Origin of the sequence: Paenibacillus apii (assembly GCF_011043685.1) — a bacterium.
In the GTDB taxonomy this organism is placed as follows: domain Bacteria; phylum Bacillota; class Bacilli; order Paenibacillales; family Paenibacillaceae; genus Paenibacillus_AQ; species Paenibacillus_AQ sabinae.
Genome location: NZ_JAAKGU010000010.1, coordinates 141,655 through 160,128 on the forward strand (window position 1 = coordinate 141,655; position 18,474 = coordinate 160,128).

General features: G+C 53.1%; 17 protein-coding genes. 3 read left to right on the plus strand and 14 right to left on the minus strand.

Features of this window, described 5'->3' with window-relative positions:
- The first annotated feature begins 9 nt into the window (after positions 1-9).
- Positions 10-717, plus strand: a complete 708-nt coding sequence (locus G5B47_RS19500; protein WP_165101623.1) for a Crp/Fnr family transcriptional regulator — start codon at positions 10-12, stop codon at positions 715-717.
- Positions 718-778: 61 nt separating this feature from the next.
- On the opposite strand, the gene G5B47_RS19505 is transcribed toward G5B47_RS19500, so the two are convergent.
- A complete protein-coding gene (locus G5B47_RS19505; protein WP_165101626.1) occupies positions 779-2,026 on the minus strand; it encodes a stalk domain-containing protein in 1,248 nt (415 codons plus the stop codon).
- 150 nt (positions 2,027-2,176) lie between these two features.
- Positions 2,177-2,845, minus strand: a complete 669-nt coding sequence (locus tag G5B47_RS19510) for a deoxynucleoside kinase (RefSeq protein ID WP_165101629.1) — start codon at positions 2,843-2,845, stop codon at positions 2,177-2,179.
- Positions 2,846-3,038: 193 nt separating this feature from the next.
- Here G5B47_RS19510 and G5B47_RS19515 point away from each other — a divergent pair, with 193 nt between their 5' ends.
- Complete coding sequence (locus G5B47_RS19515) at positions 3,039-4,535, plus strand: stalk domain-containing protein (RefSeq protein ID WP_165101632.1); 1,497 nt, start codon at positions 3,039-3,041, stop codon at positions 4,533-4,535.
- Between the two features lie 83 nt (positions 4,536-4,618).
- Here the strand turns inward: G5B47_RS19515 and G5B47_RS19520 are convergent, their stop codons facing one another.
- From G5B47_RS19520 to clpP, 7 genes are all read right to left on the minus strand, one after another.
- The gene (locus tag G5B47_RS19520) at positions 4,619-4,894 is read right to left on the minus strand and encodes a RidA family protein (protein ID WP_328804596.1); all 276 of its coding nucleotides are present in this window, start codon (positions 4,892-4,894) and stop codon (positions 4,619-4,621) included.
- Positions 4,895-5,024: 130 nt separating this feature from the next.
- Positions 5,025-6,137, minus strand: coding sequence for an NADH:flavin oxidoreductase (locus G5B47_RS19525; protein WP_165101637.1), 1,113 nt, complete (start codon positions 6,135-6,137; stop codon positions 5,025-5,027).
- Between the two features lie 103 nt (positions 6,138-6,240).
- Entirely contained in the window at positions 6,241-6,570 is a 330-nt protein-coding gene (locus tag G5B47_RS19530; RefSeq protein ID WP_165101640.1) for an ArsR/SmtB family transcription factor, read from the minus strand.
- A gap of 243 nt (positions 6,571-6,813) precedes the next feature.
- On the minus strand, positions 6,814-7,953 hold the full coding sequence (nspC, locus tag G5B47_RS19535) for a carboxynorspermidine decarboxylase (protein ID WP_165101643.1): 1,140 nt from the start codon (positions 7,951-7,953) through the stop codon (positions 6,814-6,816).
- Positions 7,954-7,962: 9 nt separating this feature from the next.
- Complete coding sequence (locus G5B47_RS19540; protein WP_165101645.1) at positions 7,963-9,162, minus strand: saccharopine dehydrogenase family protein; 1,200 nt, start codon at positions 9,160-9,162, stop codon at positions 7,963-7,965.
- 1,125 nt (positions 9,163-10,287) lie between these two features.
- Positions 10,288-10,494 (minus strand): hypothetical protein, encoded by a 207-nt coding sequence (locus G5B47_RS19545; protein WP_165101648.1) that lies wholly within the window; start codon positions 10,492-10,494, stop codon positions 10,288-10,290.
- Positions 10,495-10,510: 16 nt separating this feature from the next.
- The gene (gene clpP / locus G5B47_RS19550) at positions 10,511-11,092 is read right to left on the minus strand and encodes an ATP-dependent Clp endopeptidase proteolytic subunit ClpP (protein ID WP_165101651.1); all 582 of its coding nucleotides are present in this window, start codon (positions 11,090-11,092) and stop codon (positions 10,511-10,513) included.
- A gap of 195 nt (positions 11,093-11,287) precedes the next feature.
- On the opposite strand from clpP, the gene G5B47_RS19555 reads away from it, so the two are divergent.
- Positions 11,288-12,001 (plus strand): RNA polymerase sigma factor, encoded by a 714-nt coding sequence (locus tag G5B47_RS19555; RefSeq protein ID WP_165101654.1) that lies wholly within the window; start codon positions 11,288-11,290, stop codon positions 11,999-12,001.
- Positions 12,002-12,133: 132 nt separating this feature from the next.
- On the opposite strand, the gene G5B47_RS19560 is transcribed toward G5B47_RS19555, so the two are convergent.
- The 5 genes from G5B47_RS19560 to G5B47_RS19580 form a co-directional block, all read right to left on the minus strand.
- Positions 12,134-13,675 (minus strand): lipopolysaccharide biosynthesis protein, encoded by a 1,542-nt coding sequence (locus G5B47_RS19560; protein ID WP_165101657.1) that lies wholly within the window; start codon positions 13,673-13,675, stop codon positions 12,134-12,136.
- Positions 13,676-13,764: 89 nt separating this feature from the next.
- Positions 13,765-14,820 (minus strand): glycosyltransferase family 2 protein, encoded by a 1,056-nt coding sequence (locus G5B47_RS19565; RefSeq protein ID WP_165101660.1) that lies wholly within the window; start codon positions 14,818-14,820, stop codon positions 13,765-13,767.
- A gap of 29 nt (positions 14,821-14,849) precedes the next feature.
- Positions 14,850-16,124, minus strand: a complete 1,275-nt coding sequence (locus G5B47_RS19570; protein ID WP_206107446.1) for a glycosyltransferase family 4 protein — start codon at positions 16,122-16,124, stop codon at positions 14,850-14,852.
- Positions 16,125-16,179: 55 nt separating this feature from the next.
- On the minus strand, positions 16,180-17,196 hold the full coding sequence (locus G5B47_RS19575; RefSeq protein ID WP_165101665.1) for a glycosyltransferase family 2 protein: 1,017 nt from the start codon (positions 17,194-17,196) through the stop codon (positions 16,180-16,182).
- Between the two features lie 354 nt (positions 17,197-17,550).
- Positions 17,551-18,453 (minus strand): LysR family transcriptional regulator, encoded by a 903-nt coding sequence (locus G5B47_RS19580; RefSeq protein ID WP_165101668.1) that lies wholly within the window; start codon positions 18,451-18,453, stop codon positions 17,551-17,553.
- Positions 18,454-18,474 lie beyond the last annotated feature (21 nt).

The window sequence follows — 18,474 nt, forward strand, 5'->3', positions numbered from 1 at the left end:
TGATGAGAGATGAACGAGCATTCATGCCAATACGCCGCTGAGCCCTGCACCCGGAAGGTACCGATCTTTGCTTCGCTCACCGATCAGGATTTGTCCCGCATCGGGGCCATGATCAAACACCGGAAATATGACAAGGGACAAGCGCTGATTCTGGAAGAGCAGCCTTCGGATACGCTCTTTATTATCCGCCGGGGCCATGTAAAATTGTCCAAAATGACCCCCCAGGGGAAAGAGCAAATTTTGCGCATACTGACAGCGGGCGAGTTCTTTGGCGAACTCAGTATTTTTGGCGGCGGGGAGCTCAGCAACTTCAGCGCATATGCGCTGCAGGATACCGCTATCTGTAAGCTGACCCGGGCCGATATGGAGACGATCATTACCGCGAATCCTGATATTTCGCTCCGGCTGTTGAAGGCCGTTACCCAGCGCCTCGCCCATACGGAAAATTTGGCGCAGAGTCTTGCGACCAAAGATCCGGAAATCCGGATCGCCCATATGATACTGGAGCTGGGTGTTAAATACGGCAAGCAGCGGGATGGCGGCTTGGACATACAGCTTCCCCTGTCCCGGGAAGAAATGGCCAATTATGTCGGTGTAACCCGGGAGACGATCAGCCGAAAATTCGCCCGGTTCGAGGAACTGAAGCTGATCAAGCTCATCGGCAACAAGCGGTTGGTTCTGAAAGATCCGGCGGCCATGGAAAAATATTTGGATTAGCGAAGAATGAGGCTGTCTGAAGGTCATTTTTGACCTTCGGACAGCCTCAGCTTGTTTTCACTTATTCGCTAAATTCCACCGACTGGTTCATCGCGCTCCACGCCTTCTGGCCGATCAGGCCGAGACGCCAGACGGCGATCCCCTTCAGGCCGTAACGCTTGGCAAGGCCGATTTTCGTATCGACGGAGCTTTCGTTCTCGCTATAGAGAGAGACGCCCAGCACGATCTTGTCCTTGGTCGTCTGTTTCAGGGCGAGCCGGATCGCCTCGTCTACTTCGGCCGTCGGTTCGGGACGTTGTTCGTCCTCGTAGGCGTAAGCCATCACAATCAAATCATCGGCCAAAGACGCGAGCGTCTTGTAATCGTAGCCGGTGTAAGAACTGTTGATCGGATGGACGGCGATGCTGAGCTTCAACCCCTGCGCGCGCGCCTTGCCGGACAGATTTTTCACAAAAGCATTATAATCCGCCGCGGCCTTCGCCTTGTCTCCGGTCATGCCGAGACCCTCCAGATCAAGCACGATGCCTTTGAAGCCCTTCTGCACGGCAAGCTCCATGATATTCGCAATCGTTCTCTCCTGAAGCGCCTTATCTTCCAGGTTCTTGGTCACTTCCAAGCCGTCGTCTCCGGAATAGACCATAAGATATGGCGTTGTTCCTCCGGAATCTGCGTTCTTTACAATATATTCCGGCGTAATATCACCGTCTGCCTTCGGCCAGTAGTGATCCGCGCCCGTGGTGGTCAGCTCGCCGTTCTTGTCCAGCCGGCTCCAACCGAACGCCATCGCGTCGAAATCCGGGAGCAGCGCATATTCACTGTATGAGGACATCGCATAAAAGCCTAGCGTGTACATCTCCGTCTTTGGCGAGGTGATCGACACCGTCTTCGTAGATTGATTCCACGATACCTTTGCACCAAACTGCTCGCTGAAAAAGCCCAACGGGATCATCGTTGTCCCGCGAATCGTCTGTGGCGCAACTGCCAGCTTCGCGGAACCGCCATTCACCAGCGCGGTCTTGCTGCCGAGCGTCAGAACCACATTCTTTACTCCCGCCTTGTCCATTCTGGAGGCGGAAATTCGCTTCGCGCTCTGATTCCACTGCACTTTTATGCCCAGCGCTTCGGAGATGGCCCGGAACGGTACCATCGTCGTACCATTCTTGACCAAAGGCTCCACCGGAAATGGCAGCGGATAGCCGTCCAATATAATCGAGACTTCCCCGGCCGCCGAAGCGGTCCCGGCCGCGGCCGCCGGGGCGCTCCCCAGCAGCAGCGCGCCGCATAGCAATATTTTTCCCCAATGCTTCATTAGTCCAATTCTCCTGTTCCCTATAAAAATAGCAGCCCCTTTCTTTTAACGCTTTGGGAGGCAAATAGTTGCCATTTTTCAGGGAATTCTCACAAAAAAAGAAGCCGCCGACCTCCGACAGCCTGTCCTCTATGAAAGATATCCGTCACGTTACTGATAAACATGACTCCGGTCCGATTCCTTCAGCCGGGTCAGATCCCCAATTTGCGTTAATATGCTCTCCATAGAGGCACGGTCGTTCACGTCATATTCGTCGATATTGAGCCGCAGCACCGGGCAAACGTTAAAGCCGTCAATCCATGCCGAATACCGTTCATACATTCTCTCCCAGTAGGAGCGATCAGTCCGAATCTCCATTTCGCGCCCGCGTTCCTTAATCCGATTTAGAATGGACGGGAGGGCGCCTTCCAAATAAATCAGCACATGGGGATGCGGAAAATAAGGCGTCATCACCATCGCCTCATACAGGCTGGTATATGTCGCGTAATCCGTCACGGACATCGTACCCTGATCGGCGTGCATTTTGGCGAAAATGCCGGTATCCTCATAAATCGAACGGTCCTGCACGAAGCCCCCGCCCAATTCATGCATCCTCTTCTGCTCCTTAAACCTTTCGGCAAGAAAATAGATTTGCAGATGGAAGCTCCAGCGCTCAAAATCAACATAGAATTTCTCCAGATACGGATTATGCTCAACCTGCTCCAGCGAGGTCCGAAAGCCGAGGCTCTTCGCCAAGGCTGCCGTCAAGGTGGATTTGCCCACGCCGACGGTTCCGGCCACCGTAATCAGCGCATTTTCCGGGATATGATATCGGTTCATTATGTACGCTCCTTTACCTGGGAAAGCTCCCTGTCTGAATACATAAGCTAAAAACAACCAGATCATTGTATCACAGCCGCCGGACCTGCGGATAAAAAAATCGGGGCTTTGAAACTTTTTGCGTGCTTACCGCGTCTAAGAATCAATTGGTTTCTATTATTATCCATTAACATGCAGAAAGAGGAGATTTCCGATGAAAAAATGGCTGGCCGGGCTGGGACTTGCCCTAAGCATCGCACTAACTGTACAAGGAGCCGCGCTGGCAGCTGAGACGGGCACAAGCATCGCAGAATTCGGTCCAAGTTCGTTGATCAAAAGCGATGGCAGCTACTGGATTTGGGGGATTAACCAATCCGTCCCCACCCCGCTGGTTGGATTGGGCAAGATCAAAGCTGATCTGGGCAGCGGCATCGTGGAGAAGACGGACGGAACGCTATGGCTGGTCGGCCGAAATCCCCGAACTTTGGCGATTGAAACCCGACAGGTTGAGGGCTTGAACCACCCCGTTAAAATCTTAAACAGCACCCCTTACGAGGCCCTCGCTATTGATGCGGATGGCTCGGTATACCGTGCGGGCAAGGACGATAACGGTTACGTTGATCTCACAAGCTTCTCTCCCGTCTCCGGTATAGATCAGGTAAAGGATGCAGATGGATACTACGAACAGGCAAGGAAAGAAGGCAGTTGGCACTATACTTTCCTGAAAAGTGATGGTACCGTGTGGCGGGCCAATGAAGACCTCACCTCCTTCGAACAAATGCCAAATCTCAGCGGTGTTACCGACATTCAAGGAATCACAGCACTCAAGCAGGACGGAACGGTCTGGACTTGGAGGGCCGAGTTTGACAGCGATAAACTGCCTGTAAATCCTCCCATTGCCGAAGCGATCCCGGGACTTGCCGATATCCGGTCGATTGATATAAGCTGGCAGTCGAATTTAGCCATTGACGGCAAATCCCGTCTGTGGTTCTGGGGCTCGACCATAACCGGGTTTTCTGACGGAGCAACGTTGCACAAGCAGGATAAGCCTATATTACTGACCGGGATCAGCGATGTTAAGGAAGCCTTCACGGTGGAAAAATCGCTCGTGGCGCTTACGCGTTCCGGTAAGGTGTATGCAACCTCCATTTACCGGGAGTCGCTGCCAGCTAACGCGGAGTTTGATCTGATCGCCTCCGACGTCAAGACCATGAGAAACGGCGTACGGCATCTCATCATGCAGCAGACAGACGGCAGTCTATGGGGTTGGGGCGTGAATAAAAACGCCGATCAGGGTACCGGCGATTACGAGTTCATGCATCGTATGCCAGTTGCGATGCAAAAGCCGATTAGCGTTACGCTAAACGGTGAAGCCGTCGCCATGAACAACGGGGTTATCACCAAAGACGGCCAGAACTTCGTTCCGCTTCGCTCGGTATTCGAGAAGCTGGGCGCCGTTGTCGCCTATGAAGAAACCTCCACGAAGAAGCTGGTGACCATCACCCGCCAGAATGGCGATAAAAAGACGGTCATCCAGGTAAACGCCAAGACCGGGGCGACATACGTTAACAGCACCGAGGTAAAGCTGGCGAACAATCCTTTCAATATCAGCGGCACGGTCTATCTTCCGCTCCGCTTCATCAGCGAGAAGCTGGGCGCGACGGTAGAGTGGCTGCCTGCAGAAGAGCGGATCGCCATTACGATGAAATAGATGAAATTGCTCCTCCATCGGCAGCTTTCTTTTCACGGCATTCGAAACCGTTCATGGTTTTGAATGCCTTTTTGTATGTAAAATCAGCTGCTTCTATAAGCAACGGCATCGAGCATACATAAGCAAGTCGGATTCACGAAATCCGTAGTGGTTGTCATTCGCGCAGGAAAATGATCCTTCTTGAAATATTTATAAAACACATCCTTCGCTGCTCTGAAATCCTCAATATTCTTGAGGTACAGATTGATCTGGACAATATCGTCAAATGTCGCTCCGGCCGATTCCAAGGTAGCCGCCAGGCTGTCGAAGCTGGCTTGCATTTGGTTTACGATATCATGTGATTTCTGGTGGAAAATAATTACTTATCGCCATTTTACCAAACATACGTTCGCAAATCAACCTTTATTATCACCTAAAAAAGGCCCTTTCGGACTGGATCCGAAAAGGCCTTGGAATTTTGCCGTCTACTGCGGGTCAATCGGCGTTGAATCAGCTAAGCGTAGCAAGATCCTCCCGCTTGAAGGGCTGCAGTTCTTCGATGCGATTGTCGCGGATCTTGGCCGCCCACGCGGGGTCGGTCAGCAGTGCTCGACCAACGGCGACGAGGTCGAACTCTCCGCGCTCCAGACGCTCGATCAGGTTGTCAATGCCGGCATACTGCCCGCCCTTGCCCTCCTCGAACAGGCTGGTGAAATCGGAGTCCAGGCCGATAGAGCCTACGGTAATAGCCGGCTTGCCGGTCAGCTTCTGAGTCCAGCCCGCCAGATTGAGGTCAGAGCCCTCGAACTCCGGTTCCCAGAAGCGGCGCGTAGAGGCATGGAAAATATCGACGCCTGCCGCAGACAGCGGCGCGAGGAAACGCTCCAGCTCCTCCGGGTTAGCTGCCAGCTTGACGCCGTAATCGACCGGCTTCCACTGGGAGAAACGGAAGATAATCGGGAAGTCAGGACCGACCGCAGCTCGCACCGCCTCGATGATCTCCACCGCGAATCGGGTGCGGCCAACCAGGTCGCCGCCATACTCATCCGTACGCTTGTTGGTAAAGTCCCAGAAGAACTGGTCAATGAGGTAGCCGTGTGCGCCGTGGATCTCCACCGCGTCAAAGCCGGCGCTCTTCGCGTCGGCAGCGGCCTGTGCATAAGCCTGTACAAGACCGCGAATCTCTTCAACCGTTAGCGGTTCCGATACCTGCTCACCGGTCAGGCTGAGGCCCGACGGCCCGATCGGATCGGCATTCGAATCCGGGAAATTCTTCCGCTCGCGGGCGGTTCCGGTATGCCAAATCTGCGGAGCGATTTTGCCGCCCGCTTCATGAACTTCGCGTACGACGCGCGCCCATCCTGCTAGAGCTTCCTCCCCGTAAAAATGCGGCACGCCGCTGTCAGCAGCCGCAGCAGGATGGTTAATGACTGTTCCTTCGGTGATGATGAGACCGACGCCGTTTTCCGCCCTCCGGCGGTAATATCCGGCCACGTCGGGACCTGGAACGCCTGTTGGCGAAAATGATCGGGTCATCGGGGCCATGACAATACGATTTTCAAGCTTAAGTCGACCGCCTTCAAAAGGCTTGAACAGAGCCGCAGCTGTATTGGATACAGTCATCTCATTCTCTCCTCCTATATAGAAAAAAGTATCAATCTGTAAATACAAATATATAGATTAATCGATGGGAATGCAAGCTATACGGAGAAAACCTTCAAGGCTGCTACTTCTTCATCTGCAGTCCGGCCGCAAAGCCCTCCAAAAAGGCTGCGATCGCCTCTTCATTTCGCCTGTAATAGGTCCATTGGCCATAGCGGCGGGACTCCAGCAGTCCAGCCTTCTGCATAGATGACAGGTATGAGGAGATGACCGACTGCGCGAGACCGGATTTTTCCTGAATGCTTCCCACGCAGACACCGCCCGGGAACTCTTCTTTAATGACATTAGGCAGATTCTCATTCATTTTTTCCGGTTCCCGCAGCCAGCAAAGGATGTTGAGGCGGGTCTCATTAGACAGAGCCTTCAGTACCGCAAGCATATCTTCATTTTTCATTACTCGACACCCATTCTTGGTTGATTTGTTCCCAGTATACCAAAAGTTCCACCTATATAGAAAAGAAACGGCTTCACAGTCCTCTGAAAGAGAAAGGTAACCGTTTCCAGTAAAAATATCAGAAAAAGGATAAGAGCACAGCTGACTCTTTCTGATATTTCGAAAAAAGGACAGCCGGCAAGCTGCCCTTCTCCCGCACACAAATGTGAATTGGCTTCATATCATTTTCTATCTATGCCTGCCTTATGACAACCGGCCGCTGTAATCCTCATAGCCGAACGTGCGAATGACCTTGACGCCTTCCTCATCGTTATAGGACACGATGGACGGCAGGTTCACGCCGTTGAACATATGGTTCTTGACCATGGTGTAATGCGCCATGTCGAGGAATACGAGACGGTCGCCGGCCTTAAGCGGCTGCTTGAACGAATAGTCGCCGATGATGTCGCCTGCGAGGCAGGTCAGTCCGCCCAGGCGGTACGTATGCTCATATTCGTTCGGCTGCCCGGCGCCGATGATGTTCGGCCGGTAAGGCATGGCCAGCACATCGGGCATATGGCATTCCGCCGAGGTGTCGAGAATGGCAATTTCCATGCCGTTCTTGACCACGTCCAGCACTGTCGCCACCAGATATCCGGTATTCAGGGCGATGGCTTCGCCCGGCTCCAGGTAAATCTGGACGTTGTATTTTTCCTTCATATATAGAATGCAGCGCACCAGCGTCTCCACATCGTAATCGGGACGCGTAATATGATGCCCGCCGCCGAAGTTAAGCCACTTCATGCCTTTCAGGTACGGCCCGAATTTCTCGTCCACAACCTTGATCGTCCGCTCCAGCGTATCCGAGTTCTGCTCGCACATCGTATGGAAATGCAGGCCCTCGATGCCGTCCAGCTCCTCCGGCCGGAAGTTATCTAGCGTGACGCCGAGTCTGGAATTGTTGTAGCAGGGATCGTACAGCGGAATTTCGATTTCGGAATATTCGGGATTCACGCGGATGCCGCAGCTGATGTGCTTCGGAGCGCTCTGCACCTTCTCCTTGTAGCGATTCCACTGGTCAAAAGAGTTGAAAACAAGATGATCGCTGTACTTCATCAGCTCGTCGAATTCCGAGTCCAAATACGCCGGAGCGTAGGCGTGAACCTCTTTGCCCATTTTCTCGTAACCGAGACGGGCTTCGAACAGGGAGCTGGAAGTGACGCCTTTCAGATATTTCCCTACGAGCGGGTAAAGAGCGTGCATGGAAAAGCCTTTTTGGGCCAGCAGGATATGCGCGCCCGTACGCTCCTGAACGGAGTTCAGCAGCTCAAGATTTTTGACAAGAAGCCTTTCGTCTACAACGTAACTTGGTGAAGGAACCGCGCTGAAATCGATCTCTTTCATAGGTTCTTCCTAATCCAGCAGCGTCGGCGAGAAATCTTCCTGCCACGGCAGTCCTTTAGTATTCAGCAGCTCCATAAATGGATCCGGGTCAAGCTCTTCCACATTATATACGCCTGGCTTCATCCAGGTGCCCTTGATCATCAGCATTGCGCCGATCATAGCCGGTACGCCCGTTGTGTAGGAAATGGCTTGGGAGCCTACTTCACGATAGCATTCCTGATGGTCGCATACATTGTAGACGTAGTAATTCTTCGGCTCGCCGTCTTTGGTGCCCTGAGCGATGATGCCGATGTTCGTTTTGCCCTTCGTTCTCGGTCCGAGCGACGCCGGGTCAGGCAGAACCGCCTTCAGGAACTGCAGCGGAATGATTTCTTTGCCTTCGAACATAATCGGCTCGATGGAGGTCATGCCGACGTTCTCCAGCACCTTCAGGTGAGTCAGGTAGTTTTGGGAGAAGGTCATCCAGAAGCGGATTTTCTTGATTCCCGTAATATTTTTGGCCAGGGACTCAAGCTCTTCATGATACAGCAGGTAAATATCCTTCGGGCCGATTTCCGGCAGGTCGTATACTTTCTTTTCGGAAAGCGGTGGCGTTTCGATCCATTCGCCGTTCTCGTAGTAGCGACCGTTGGCGGTGATTTCACGGATGTTGATCTCCGGGTTGAAGTTGGTCGCGAATGGATAGCCGTGATCGCCCGCGTTGGCGTCGACAATATCGATCGTATGAATTTCGTCAAAATAATGCTTGAGCGCATAGGCCGAGAATACGCCGGTTACACCCGGGTCAAAGCCGCAGCCAAGTACAGCCATAATGCCGGCTTCTTCGAATTTCTTCTTGTACGCCCACTGCCAGCTATATTCGAATTTCGCCGTTTCCGGCGGCTCATAGTTCGCGGTATCCAGATAATGCACGCCCGTTGCAAGGCAAGCATCCATAATGGTCAGGTCCTGGTAAGGGAGCGCCACGTTAATAACGACATCCGGCCCAAAGCTTTTGATGAGCTGAATTACCTCTTCGGTATTGTCGGCGTCAACCCGGGCCGTCTGGATTTTCGTGCGGCCTCCGTCCAATTTCTTTTTCAAAGCTTCGCATTTTTCTACCGTTCTGCTCGCAATACAGATCTCCTCAAAAACATCCGGGTTCTGGCAGCATTTATGAACAACAACGCTTGCGACGCCGCCAGCGCCGATAATTAACGCTTTTCCCAAAATGAAAGACCTCCTCAAAAAAAGTGTAATGGTGTAATGGTGAAATAGCTTCATTAAAATATGATTTCAGCAAAACTCGCTTGGAAAGCGCATGCTTACGAAAAATCAACAACGCTGATTATACAAAACCTGCCGCAAATAATCAATAAAAATCGACGAATACCGTGAAGAATTTACACAAACAATAATAATGCTTGAAAATCCTCAAAAATGCATAAAAATCCTCCGTTTTTCACCGCTTTAAAACGATAAAATCGGCAAACGCCCATAGTTTAGCTATACCCTTTTCCGGCAGAAATAAACGGCTTTGGGGAGGACCGCCATTACCCGATGGAACAATTTATTCATTGTAGCACAATCGGGTTCAGGATCACAGCGCGCAGGATTTAGCCCGGGAACTGCTTGTTTTCATTTGTTGAAGGACGATATCGAGGCGGCGGCGCATAGTAATAAACGGGCCGGAGAAGCAAGCTCATGTCCGAACCTGCGATAAGGTAAGCGTCGAGTTTGGCCTTAGTCGAGTTTGGCTTATAAGTGACCGGCGTAGAGGGGCTGGCATTTTCCTGCAAATGTGCAGGTTTATCAGGTGAATTGAGCGCATGAGGAAGTAAAAGATGCGATTGTGCAGCTATTAGAGCTTGCGGGCCGATTGGTGGGGAGATCGGAGGAGAAAACCTGCACCTTTGCAGGAATGAGTCTAGACTGGATGGATATCCCTGAAAAAGATGTATCAACGCAGGCATGAGTCTAGGCTGGATAGATTTCACTGAAAAAGATGTATCAACGCAGGAATGCCCGCGGCCCGCAGCCCGAAGTCCGCTGCCCCCTCAGCCCGCACACAATTCGGCCCACTAATTTTTCTGGTTAGTCTGTGGTACGGCGCAGGGTGGCAGGGGATTTTCTGCAAAATCCAAAAGTTTATCAGGTGACTTAGGCACAGGATGTAGGAAAAGAACCCAAAGGCGGCCAATTCCTCCGGCATACCCCGCCGGCTGACACGTATGGGAGGCTGACTCAGACACATGCACACTGTGCGAAAAGAAAAAAAAACAAAACAAGGACCCATTCTCCCGTCTGCACGGGATAAGGGTCCTTTAAATGTCATGAAGAAGTGAATCCAAGCTTCTATTGCCCGAATCCCACCCGCGGACGCTGCCGCTCTCTGGTTTCCACAGATACCGAACGGATCGCCGTGATTGGAATGTAATGGACCTGATAGTCTGTCACGTATTTGATAAACTTCTCGCCCACCTCTTCCAGCACGCCATCCCCCAGAAAGGTACCGTCCAGAAAATAAACCGCCGCTTTTTCTCCCTGCAATGCCGTTAACATGTTCTCTCCCCCTCCTCTACAATTGGGTAATCACTTTGTCGATAATGCCGTACTCCAAAGCTTCCTCGGCCGTCATGAAGAAGTCCCGGTCCATATCCTTCTCGACTTTGTCCATCGGCTGACCGGTCCGTTCCGAGGTGATGCGGACAATTCGTTCCCTCACCTGCAAAATGCGCCGCGCGCTGATCGCGATGTCGCTCGCCTGCCCCTGCGCCCCGCCGTGCGGCTGATGGATCATAATTTCGCCGTTCGGGAGACAGCAGCGCTTGCCGGTCGCTCCCGACAGAAGAAGAAAGGCCGCGAAGGAAGCCGCGAAGCCGGTGCAAATCGTATTCACCTGGGGCTTAATCAATTGCATTGTATCATAGATCCCGAACCCTGCCGAAGTGGAGCCTCCCGGACTGTTAATGTACATATGAATGTCCTTGTCCGGGTCCTCCGCCGCCAGAAACAGCAGCTGCGCAATGACGCTGTTCGCAAGCTGATCGTCGATCGCCGCCCCTACGAACACAATCCGGTCTTTCAGCAGCCGGGAGTAAATATCGTAGGAACGCTCCCCCCGGCTCGTCTGTTCCAGCACATAAGGAATATAGCTCATTTTCGCTTACCTCCACCGATTGGATTGAATATCTTGTTCTGACCCGTATACGGTTGAAGGCGCACGAAAGATACTGCAAACGATACCCCGATAAAATAATTTCAGCCGCGTATCGTTTCCGCATCATTATTCGTTTACACTGGAAAGAAAGAAGGTATGGGTTCAGATATCGCTTATGCAAAAGGAGGAATGCGCATGATCACTCCCAAACGCGCGGAAGAAGAGAAGCTGCCGGATGACAGCGGGATTATTCAATTACAGGCCGCTCTGAAAAGGTACTGTCTGTCGCTCACCCGCTCAAGCTGGGATGCCGAGGATTTGGTTCAGGACACCTGGGTAAAGGCGCTTGATCCCTTAAGGTCCGGGCACGGCAACCCTGAAGCCTTCCTGCTGCGCATCGCCAAAAATACATGGCTTGATGCGGCGCGGAGAAAAACCGCGCTGAGCCAAAAGCTGCCGCTTCTACTTGGTCCGGCGGCGGTTACACAGGGCAGCGGAGATTTTGCCGCGGAAATGGCTCTGCAGGCGATGATGAAGCATCTGTCTCCGCTTCAGCGGACGGTGTTTCTCCTGCGGGACGTGCTGGAGTATTCGGCCGCCGAAGCCGCGGCGCTGCTTGGGACCACGGAGGGCGCCGTCAAAGCGGCGCTCCACCGGGCGCGCCGGGCGCTGCCTGCGCTGCGGGAGGAGCTGGCCCCGGACGGCCCTCCGCTCCCGGAGGAGCCCGGCTTCCGCGCGCTGCTGAAGCGTATGGCGGCCGCTTGCGAGCGCGCGGACATTGCCGAGCTGATCGCACTGGCTCGGCTGGAGGACGAACCAGCCGAGGCCGTCGGCTGGATGCAGGATTCCCGGCCGTCGCAGAGCACAGGCCGGAGCGGCGGCGGCACCGTTAAGCTCATGGCAGCATAAGGCCGCCCGCCTAACAAACAAGAAAGCGCCCTGCCGGCTTATGCAGTGGCGCTTTCTGTTTGTCGAGGCAGGAGGCCTGGAACGCCCATCAGTACCCGCTCCCGAGCACCCACTTCCCTAGCAGCACGCAGCTTACTGTGAACCGCCCTGCGCAGCCGGCTTCTTCCCGATTCCGAAGCGCGAGGTTACCCTTTTGGCAAGCTCGGGCAGAAGCGCGAAGGAGTCTTTTTCAAACAGGGAATTGACGGCCAGATAAATCGGGAAAATCACCGCCGACAGCGCGATTCCCCATATTACAAACGATAGGTAGGAATGGACAGGGAGGGTGACGCTTTCCACGACTAGATAAATGAAGACGAACAGCGCGATATTGACCCCCCACTTCTTAAGCGTGAGCCACGGACTGCGGTCCATAAGCCTGCGGTTGGCATAAATAATCATATCTGTCGTGCGGTACAGCAGCGCCGCAATCGTGCCCATCAGTACACCATAGATTCCGAACAGCAGGACAAATCCAATCGAACAGACAAGATTGATCACCGATTCCAGAATCGATCTTCCCTGGGTGCTGCGGAAATGGCCGGCGATTTCAATCACATTGTCCACCGGAGCCCGGGCATTCATCAGCAGCTTGGCCGCGGCGAACAGCAGAGGCAGCAGATAATCGATATAGTTATTGTCTTTGATTCCGGCCGTGTACAGATGCATGAACGGCAAAATCATAATCGTAACCACAGTGATCAGCGCAAAAATAAAACCGGTATAGTACGTCTCGTACATGTTGTACATTTTCATGAACTTTTCCCGATTGTCGAAATAGCTTTGGCCGAGTGCGAATTTGAAGCTGCCGGTGACCATATGCACCAGATTGTCCACGAAGTTGAACACCATATTATAGAGGACGTAGATGCTTACGACCTTCAGATTCGTAAACAGGGTCAGCACGAGAATATCCGTATTTCGGAAAATCAGATAGGACAGCTCGTGGATGAGCGCCGAATTCTTTTGGCTGATCGCCCCATAATCGGGTTTCCGGTTAAGATCGATCCAGCTGTAATATTTACGGATATAGAAACGGTAGAACACGATCTGCAGCAGGATGACGATGAAATAAACCGCCTGTACGGCGATAATATTAAAGCCTTGAAGCAGCAGCACAATGCGGACCAAACTGTTGGCGACATTAGCAATGGTGCCGACCGAAGAATCGATGTAGCTCTTCCCCTCGGCAAGCAGCAGCACTCTGAACTTCCCCTGAAAATAATAGTTGACCGCGCCGCCCAACCCGCTGAGCGCCACAACCGCCATGACCGTCACCGCGTCAAAGCCGGATTCAATCACAAATGGATAAACAACCGCAATCAGGACGACCGCGGCGAAATAATAAAGTCCCGTTTTTTTGTAATAAATCGAGGTAGCAGCCAAAATGTCATTGATCTTGGAACGGTCGTTCTTACTGATCGGCCGATAGAGGGCCTGAATCGACGCTGCGCCGACGCCAGCTTCCAATAGTGACAAATAAGCAATGATCTGTGTGATGGAGGCAACCAGCCCATTGGCTTCCGAACCGTAATTCAGCATAATCAGCCGGGGGATAAAGAAGCTGAGCGCAATGGTAACCAATTGGCTGAGCAAGCCGATGGAGATATTGAGAAAGCTGCGTTTGGCAATCATACCGTTCCTCCTTTTACTTGATGTTGAAACTGCTTGCTTTAGCTGCTTTCATTTCCCCCGATTATCGGACAGCCGTCCGCCGGTTTCCGTTATGCCGTCGCATGACGGAGTGTGGAGCGAATACGGGACTTCAGTTTGATCGCCGCCTGCTGGCATCCGAGGAGCACCCGGTAAAGCTCAGGCGCGATTAGAAAGGCGCGGACATGCGCTTTCGCATTGCCGTTCTCTTTGGTCCAGCGCTTGATCAATTCGCGCATTTCTTCATTTAAACGCGGGTAGTTCCTGTCGATGTCCCGCAGCAGTGTGCGGATGGACACTTTGTCCGAGCTTCCCAGGCAGGTCTTCAGGTTGTAAAAATAGTTCTCAATCATGTGGCGGTACAGCAGCGTATCCTGAACCTCTTTCAGCTCAGGCCGTCCGTCCATATACATTCCGGCCCGCTTGAAGGCGTCCGCAAAGTCAAATTTCTTGACGTTGTACACGCCCGAGATAGACGTACTCCGGTGCAGATAATAAGACAGCACACTGTCGATAAAAACAACGTCGGCCGCGCGCGCCAAAGCCTTAAACGTGTACTCCTGGTCCTCTCCGTTCACGCAGCCGGGCGTGTAGAGAATTCCTTCCTCTTCCAGAAGTCGTCTCTTGTAGGCGGCGCTTGCCGTCCAGATCCGCATGTCCTGATTGACCAGCACATGCCGCAGCGCATCCGCGCCCGACATCCGCGCCGGAAGGCGCGGGGTATCCCGGTAGAAATCGTAGAGCTGCTTCCCCTTCTCGTCGACCAGCGTCCATTTCCAGCATACGATATCGGGCTCTCCGTTATCCGCCGCCTTGGCGAAGGCTTCAACCAGACCGGGGGCCACATGATCGTCGCCGTCAAGAAACAGAACATAGTCTCCGGCCGCTTCCTCTGTCCCCCGGTTCCGGGCGGCGCTGACTCCGCCGTTCTCCTTGGTGATCAGGCGGCAGTTCGCCAGCCGTCCGCTGTCGATAAAGTTCCGGACCGCCTGCCCCGTCCCGTCGGTGGAACCGTCGTCAACGACAATCGTTTCAAAATCCTTGCTGCTCTGTCTGGCGAGCGATTCAAGCGTATAACCGATATACGCTTCGACATTATACGCCGGAATGATCACGCTAAGCTTCACAAGCTTTCCTCCTTTTGACGGCTGTTCCTTCATTTATTGCCGGTCAGAACGGCCGGCTTGAAATTCACGGCGTCTCCGCCGCCAATACTGTCCGTAAACAGCGCCTTTAGCTTGGCGCCGATGACCTCCTCGGAATACTGGGTGCGGACAATATCGAGCGCCCGGTCCCCCATCTTCGCGCGGAGCTCCGGGCTTGCCAGCAGTTTCCGCAGTGCGTCGGCCAGCCGGAGCGGGTCGAGATTCTCCGCAAGCAGCCCGTTCTCGCCGTCGCGGATCAGGCCTCTGACCCCCATGACATTGAAGGCTGCGGCAGGCAATCCGCAGGCTCCCGCTTCCAGCAGGACCAGCGGCAGTCCTTCATAACGCGAGGGAAGCACAAACAGCTCGCTGGCGTTGTAATAGTGCCTCAATTGATTTTTGTCGCGCACCGAGCCGAGCAGGATGATTTTGTCCTCCAGGCCGGCATCCGAAATCCGCTTCCGCAGCTCCTGTTCATCCGGCCCGCTTCCGGCGATCAGCACCTTCAGCTCCGGAAAGTCATGAAGCGACTTGACGGCCTCGACGAGCAGCGAATGCGCTTTTTGATACTCATCCAGTCTTCCGACCGTTATGATGTACCTTGAACCGGGGTCCAGGCCCAGAGCGTGGCGCGCCTCTTCCCGGTCTTCCCGGTGGAAGATGGACTGGTTAACGAAATTCGGAATGATGCGGATGCGGTCTTTCATATGGGGCAAAGACGCGAGCATGCTGCGATGCTCATCTTCGTTAAGTGTCGTCAAATAAGCGGCCTGACTCAAGGTCCGTTTTTTGATCGGCATCAGGAATTTCGGTATGCTGCCTCCGTGATAGGCCGCCACGATCGGTATGCCAAGGGATTTGGCAACGCCGGCCAGCCGTTCAAACCGCCCGGAAGCGTATTCCTGGGCGTAGATGACATCGATGCCGTCGTCCTGCAGAATCCGCGCAAGGTCCGGCTGAATCGTGGAGGTGTACTGGGAAATGAATTTAAGCACGGGGGTCCGGGTTGAGTAAGGGATCCGGTCATACATCCGGTACAGCGTGCCAATCGGTATGAACTTGACCGTACAATCGACCACTTTATGCTGATAGGTCCGGGCCTTGTCGCCGGTTTTGGTGAAATTGTAGATGGTGGTTGTGATCCCGTGCTCACGGAGCAGGCGGGCATAGTCAAACGAAAAATCATTATGATAGGACTCGACATACTCCCGTTCGTTGATGCCGAGACCCTTGACGAAGAAATCCTCGAAGTAATTGGTGTGCATGAAAATGCCGATATGCATCATACGTTCCTCCCTGTAGATAAGAATTCGCACCTTGAGCGCGGCTCTGCCGGGCAATCTACATCAGGCTCTGATTCTTCTCTTTGCGGAACGGAAAGATCAGGGTGCTGTACAGCAAGCTGTAGAAGGCCTCGCTCGTCGACAGGATAAGAGCGGCCATTTTCAGTTTCGGCCCGATCGGCTTGGCCGTCAGGATGACGGACAGATTCTCGCGCAGGAACCTTTTGACCTTTTCGACATCCCCGCTCTGAGCGGTTCCGTCTTTTTGTCTGAGCAGATAATTATACAGCTCCATCGCTTCATTAATGACGACGTTGGCGGACCAGCCCCAGGTAGCCTTGTCGATTTTGTCCCGGTACTGGCTTCTGACGTTATCGTACTTCTCATAGGCTCCGTAGAACTTGTCCTGGAGCTTCTTCAGATTTTTGCTTCCGGTGATGCTCTCTTTGCGCTTGAAGTAAAAATATTTCGGAATGTTGACCAGAGACACCTTGGAAGCCTGCAGGAACAGCTTATAGGTTGTCGGAGTATCCTCGTAATACACGCCGACGGGATAGTTTACATTGCGGAACAGCTCTCTTTTGTACAGCTTGTCCCAGGCCAGATTCTTGATCCGGACATCCATCAGCAGCTCGCTCAATCCTTCCACATTTCCAAGCACGCGAGGATATCCGTCAAAATTGTTAATCTGGAACAGCTCGCCCTCAACCACCTCGTAGTGGCAGCATACGGCGATATCCGAATCATTTTCGATTATGGAATGGTACAGCAGCTCATACATATCTTCGGCAACCCAGTCGTCCGAATCGACAAAGCCGACGTATTTGCCTTCGGCGATATTGAGACCCCAGTTTCTGGCGTCGGACAATCCGCCGTTCGGCTTGTGAATGACCCGCACTCTCGGGTCCTTGGCGGCGTACTCGTCGCAAATGGCGGGACAGTTGTCGGGAGAGCCGTCATCGACTAGAATCAGTTCAAAGTTCTCGAAGCTCTGTGCCAGAATCGAATCCACGCATTTGCGGATATAATTTTCCACCTTATACACAGGCACAATGATGCTGATTTCCGGTTTCATCGAAGCAGGGCACCCCTTTCCATGGAAAATAAAGTAAGACCAAAGATTCACGTTCGGAGGACCTTGGACTCCCCGGTTCCGCTTTAGGAAACCTTCTGAAACCGGCTCGAATCCCAAATCCGTTTATAGGCTTAACCTCAATATATTTATCGCAAGAAAAAAGGTCAATGGACTTTCAGAAAACACGGCAAAAATGGCTCTAACGTAGTAGAAGGGGGTACCCTCGTAGAGGGGGAAATCCGCTAAAAAAAGAGGAGTTTCGCGCTTAAGCGATCCCCCTCCTTTTTGCTCCCAATATATCTGTTCCCTATATAATAGTAGAATCGTTGTTCATACTCCGGGCAAATGGCCCGGCTACTCGGCAGTCGCCTTTTCCAGCTCTTCGACATAGGCCAATCCCAGTTTTGAAAGCGCGGCGTCCTTATGGCAGATCCAGCCCACATTGATGCTCTCGTCGCAATCGAGCGGAACGGGAATGATCTCGTTGCCGTTCAAATCCGCGCTAAGCACGCCCGTCGAAATGGTGTATCCGTTCAGGCCGATCAGCAGATTGAACAGCGTCGCCCGGTCGTTGACCCTGATGCTCTTGGGGTGCGACAACGTGCTGAGAATTTCTTCCGAGAAGTGAAAGGAATTGTATTCCCCCTGCTCAAAGGACAAGTACGGATATTCATGAAGCTGGTCGATGGTCACGATGGACTGCTTGGCCAGCGGATTATGGATGCTGATAAAAATATGCGGCTTCGCGATGAACAGGCTGTTGAAGACCAGTCCCGCGTCCTTGAGCAGCCTGCCCATCACCTTGGCGTTGAACTCATTGAGATACAGAATGCCGATCTCACTGCGCAGGCTTTTGACGTCTTGAATGATTTCATAAGTCTTCGTCTCACGGAGCGCCATTTCGTATTCGTCCTGGCCGTGCCGGCGCACCAGGTTCACAAAGGCGTTGACCGCAAAAGCGTAATGCTGGGTCGACACGGAGAAATGCTGGGGCGACGGCTTCGCGCCAAGATACCGGTTCTCCAGCAGTTCGGCCTGCTCGACCACCTGCCTGGCGTAGCTTAGAAACTCCGCGCCTTCCTTAGACAGCGAAATGCCTTTGTTGGTGCGCTCAAAGATCGTGATCCCGATCTCTTCTTCCAGATCCCGGATCGCGTTGGACAAGCTGGGCTGGGAAATGAACAGCCGTTTGGCGGCTTCGTTCATCGAACCGCGGCCCGCCACCTCGATGACATATTTCAATTGTTGTAGAGTCAATGGGACGGTTCCTTTCTCAAA

Coding starts and splice junctions, on each gene's coding strand:
- G5B47_RS19560 (WP_165101657.1), bottom strand. CDS start 13,675: ATGATTGCCAAACGCAGCTTTCTCAATATCTCCATCGGCTTGCTCAGC.
- G5B47_RS19510 (WP_165101629.1), bottom strand. CDS start 2,845: ATGAACCGATATCATATCCCGGAAAATGCGCTGATTACGGTGGCCGGA.
- G5B47_RS19530 (WP_165101640.1), bottom strand. CDS start 6,570: ATGAAAAATGAAGATATGCTTGCGGTACTGAAGGCTCTGTCTAATGAG.
- G5B47_RS19545 (WP_165101648.1), bottom strand. CDS start 10,494: ATGTTAACGGCATTGCAGGGAGAAAAAGCGGCGGTTTATTTTCTGGAC.
- G5B47_RS19575 (WP_165101665.1), bottom strand. CDS start 17,196: ATGAAACCGGAAATCAGCATCATTGTGCCTGTGTATAAGGTGGAAAAT.
- G5B47_RS19505 (WP_165101626.1), bottom strand. CDS start 2,026: ATGAAGCATTGGGGAAAAATATTGCTATGCGGCGCGCTGCTGCTGGGG.
- clpP (WP_165101651.1), bottom strand. CDS start 11,092: ATGAGCTATATTCCTTATGTGCTGGAACAGACGAGCCGGGGGGAGCGT.
- G5B47_RS19570 (WP_206107446.1), bottom strand. CDS start 16,124: ATGATGCATATCGGCATTTTCATGCACACCAATTACTTCGAGGATTTC.
- G5B47_RS19555 (WP_165101654.1), top strand. CDS start 11,288: ATGATCACTCCCAAACGCGCGGAAGAAGAGAAGCTGCCGGATGACAGC.
- G5B47_RS19515 (WP_165101632.1), top strand. CDS start 3,039: ATGAAAAAATGGCTGGCCGGGCTGGGACTTGCCCTAAGCATCGCACTA.
- G5B47_RS19500 (WP_165101623.1), top strand. CDS start 10: ATGAACGAGCATTCATGCCAATACGCCGCTGAGCCCTGCACCCGGAAG.
- nspC (WP_165101643.1), bottom strand. CDS start 7,953: ATGAAAGAGATCGATTTCAGCGCGGTTCCTTCACCAAGTTACGTTGTA.
- G5B47_RS19525 (WP_165101637.1), bottom strand. CDS start 6,137: ATGACTGTATCCAATACAGCTGCGGCTCTGTTCAAGCCTTTTGAAGGC.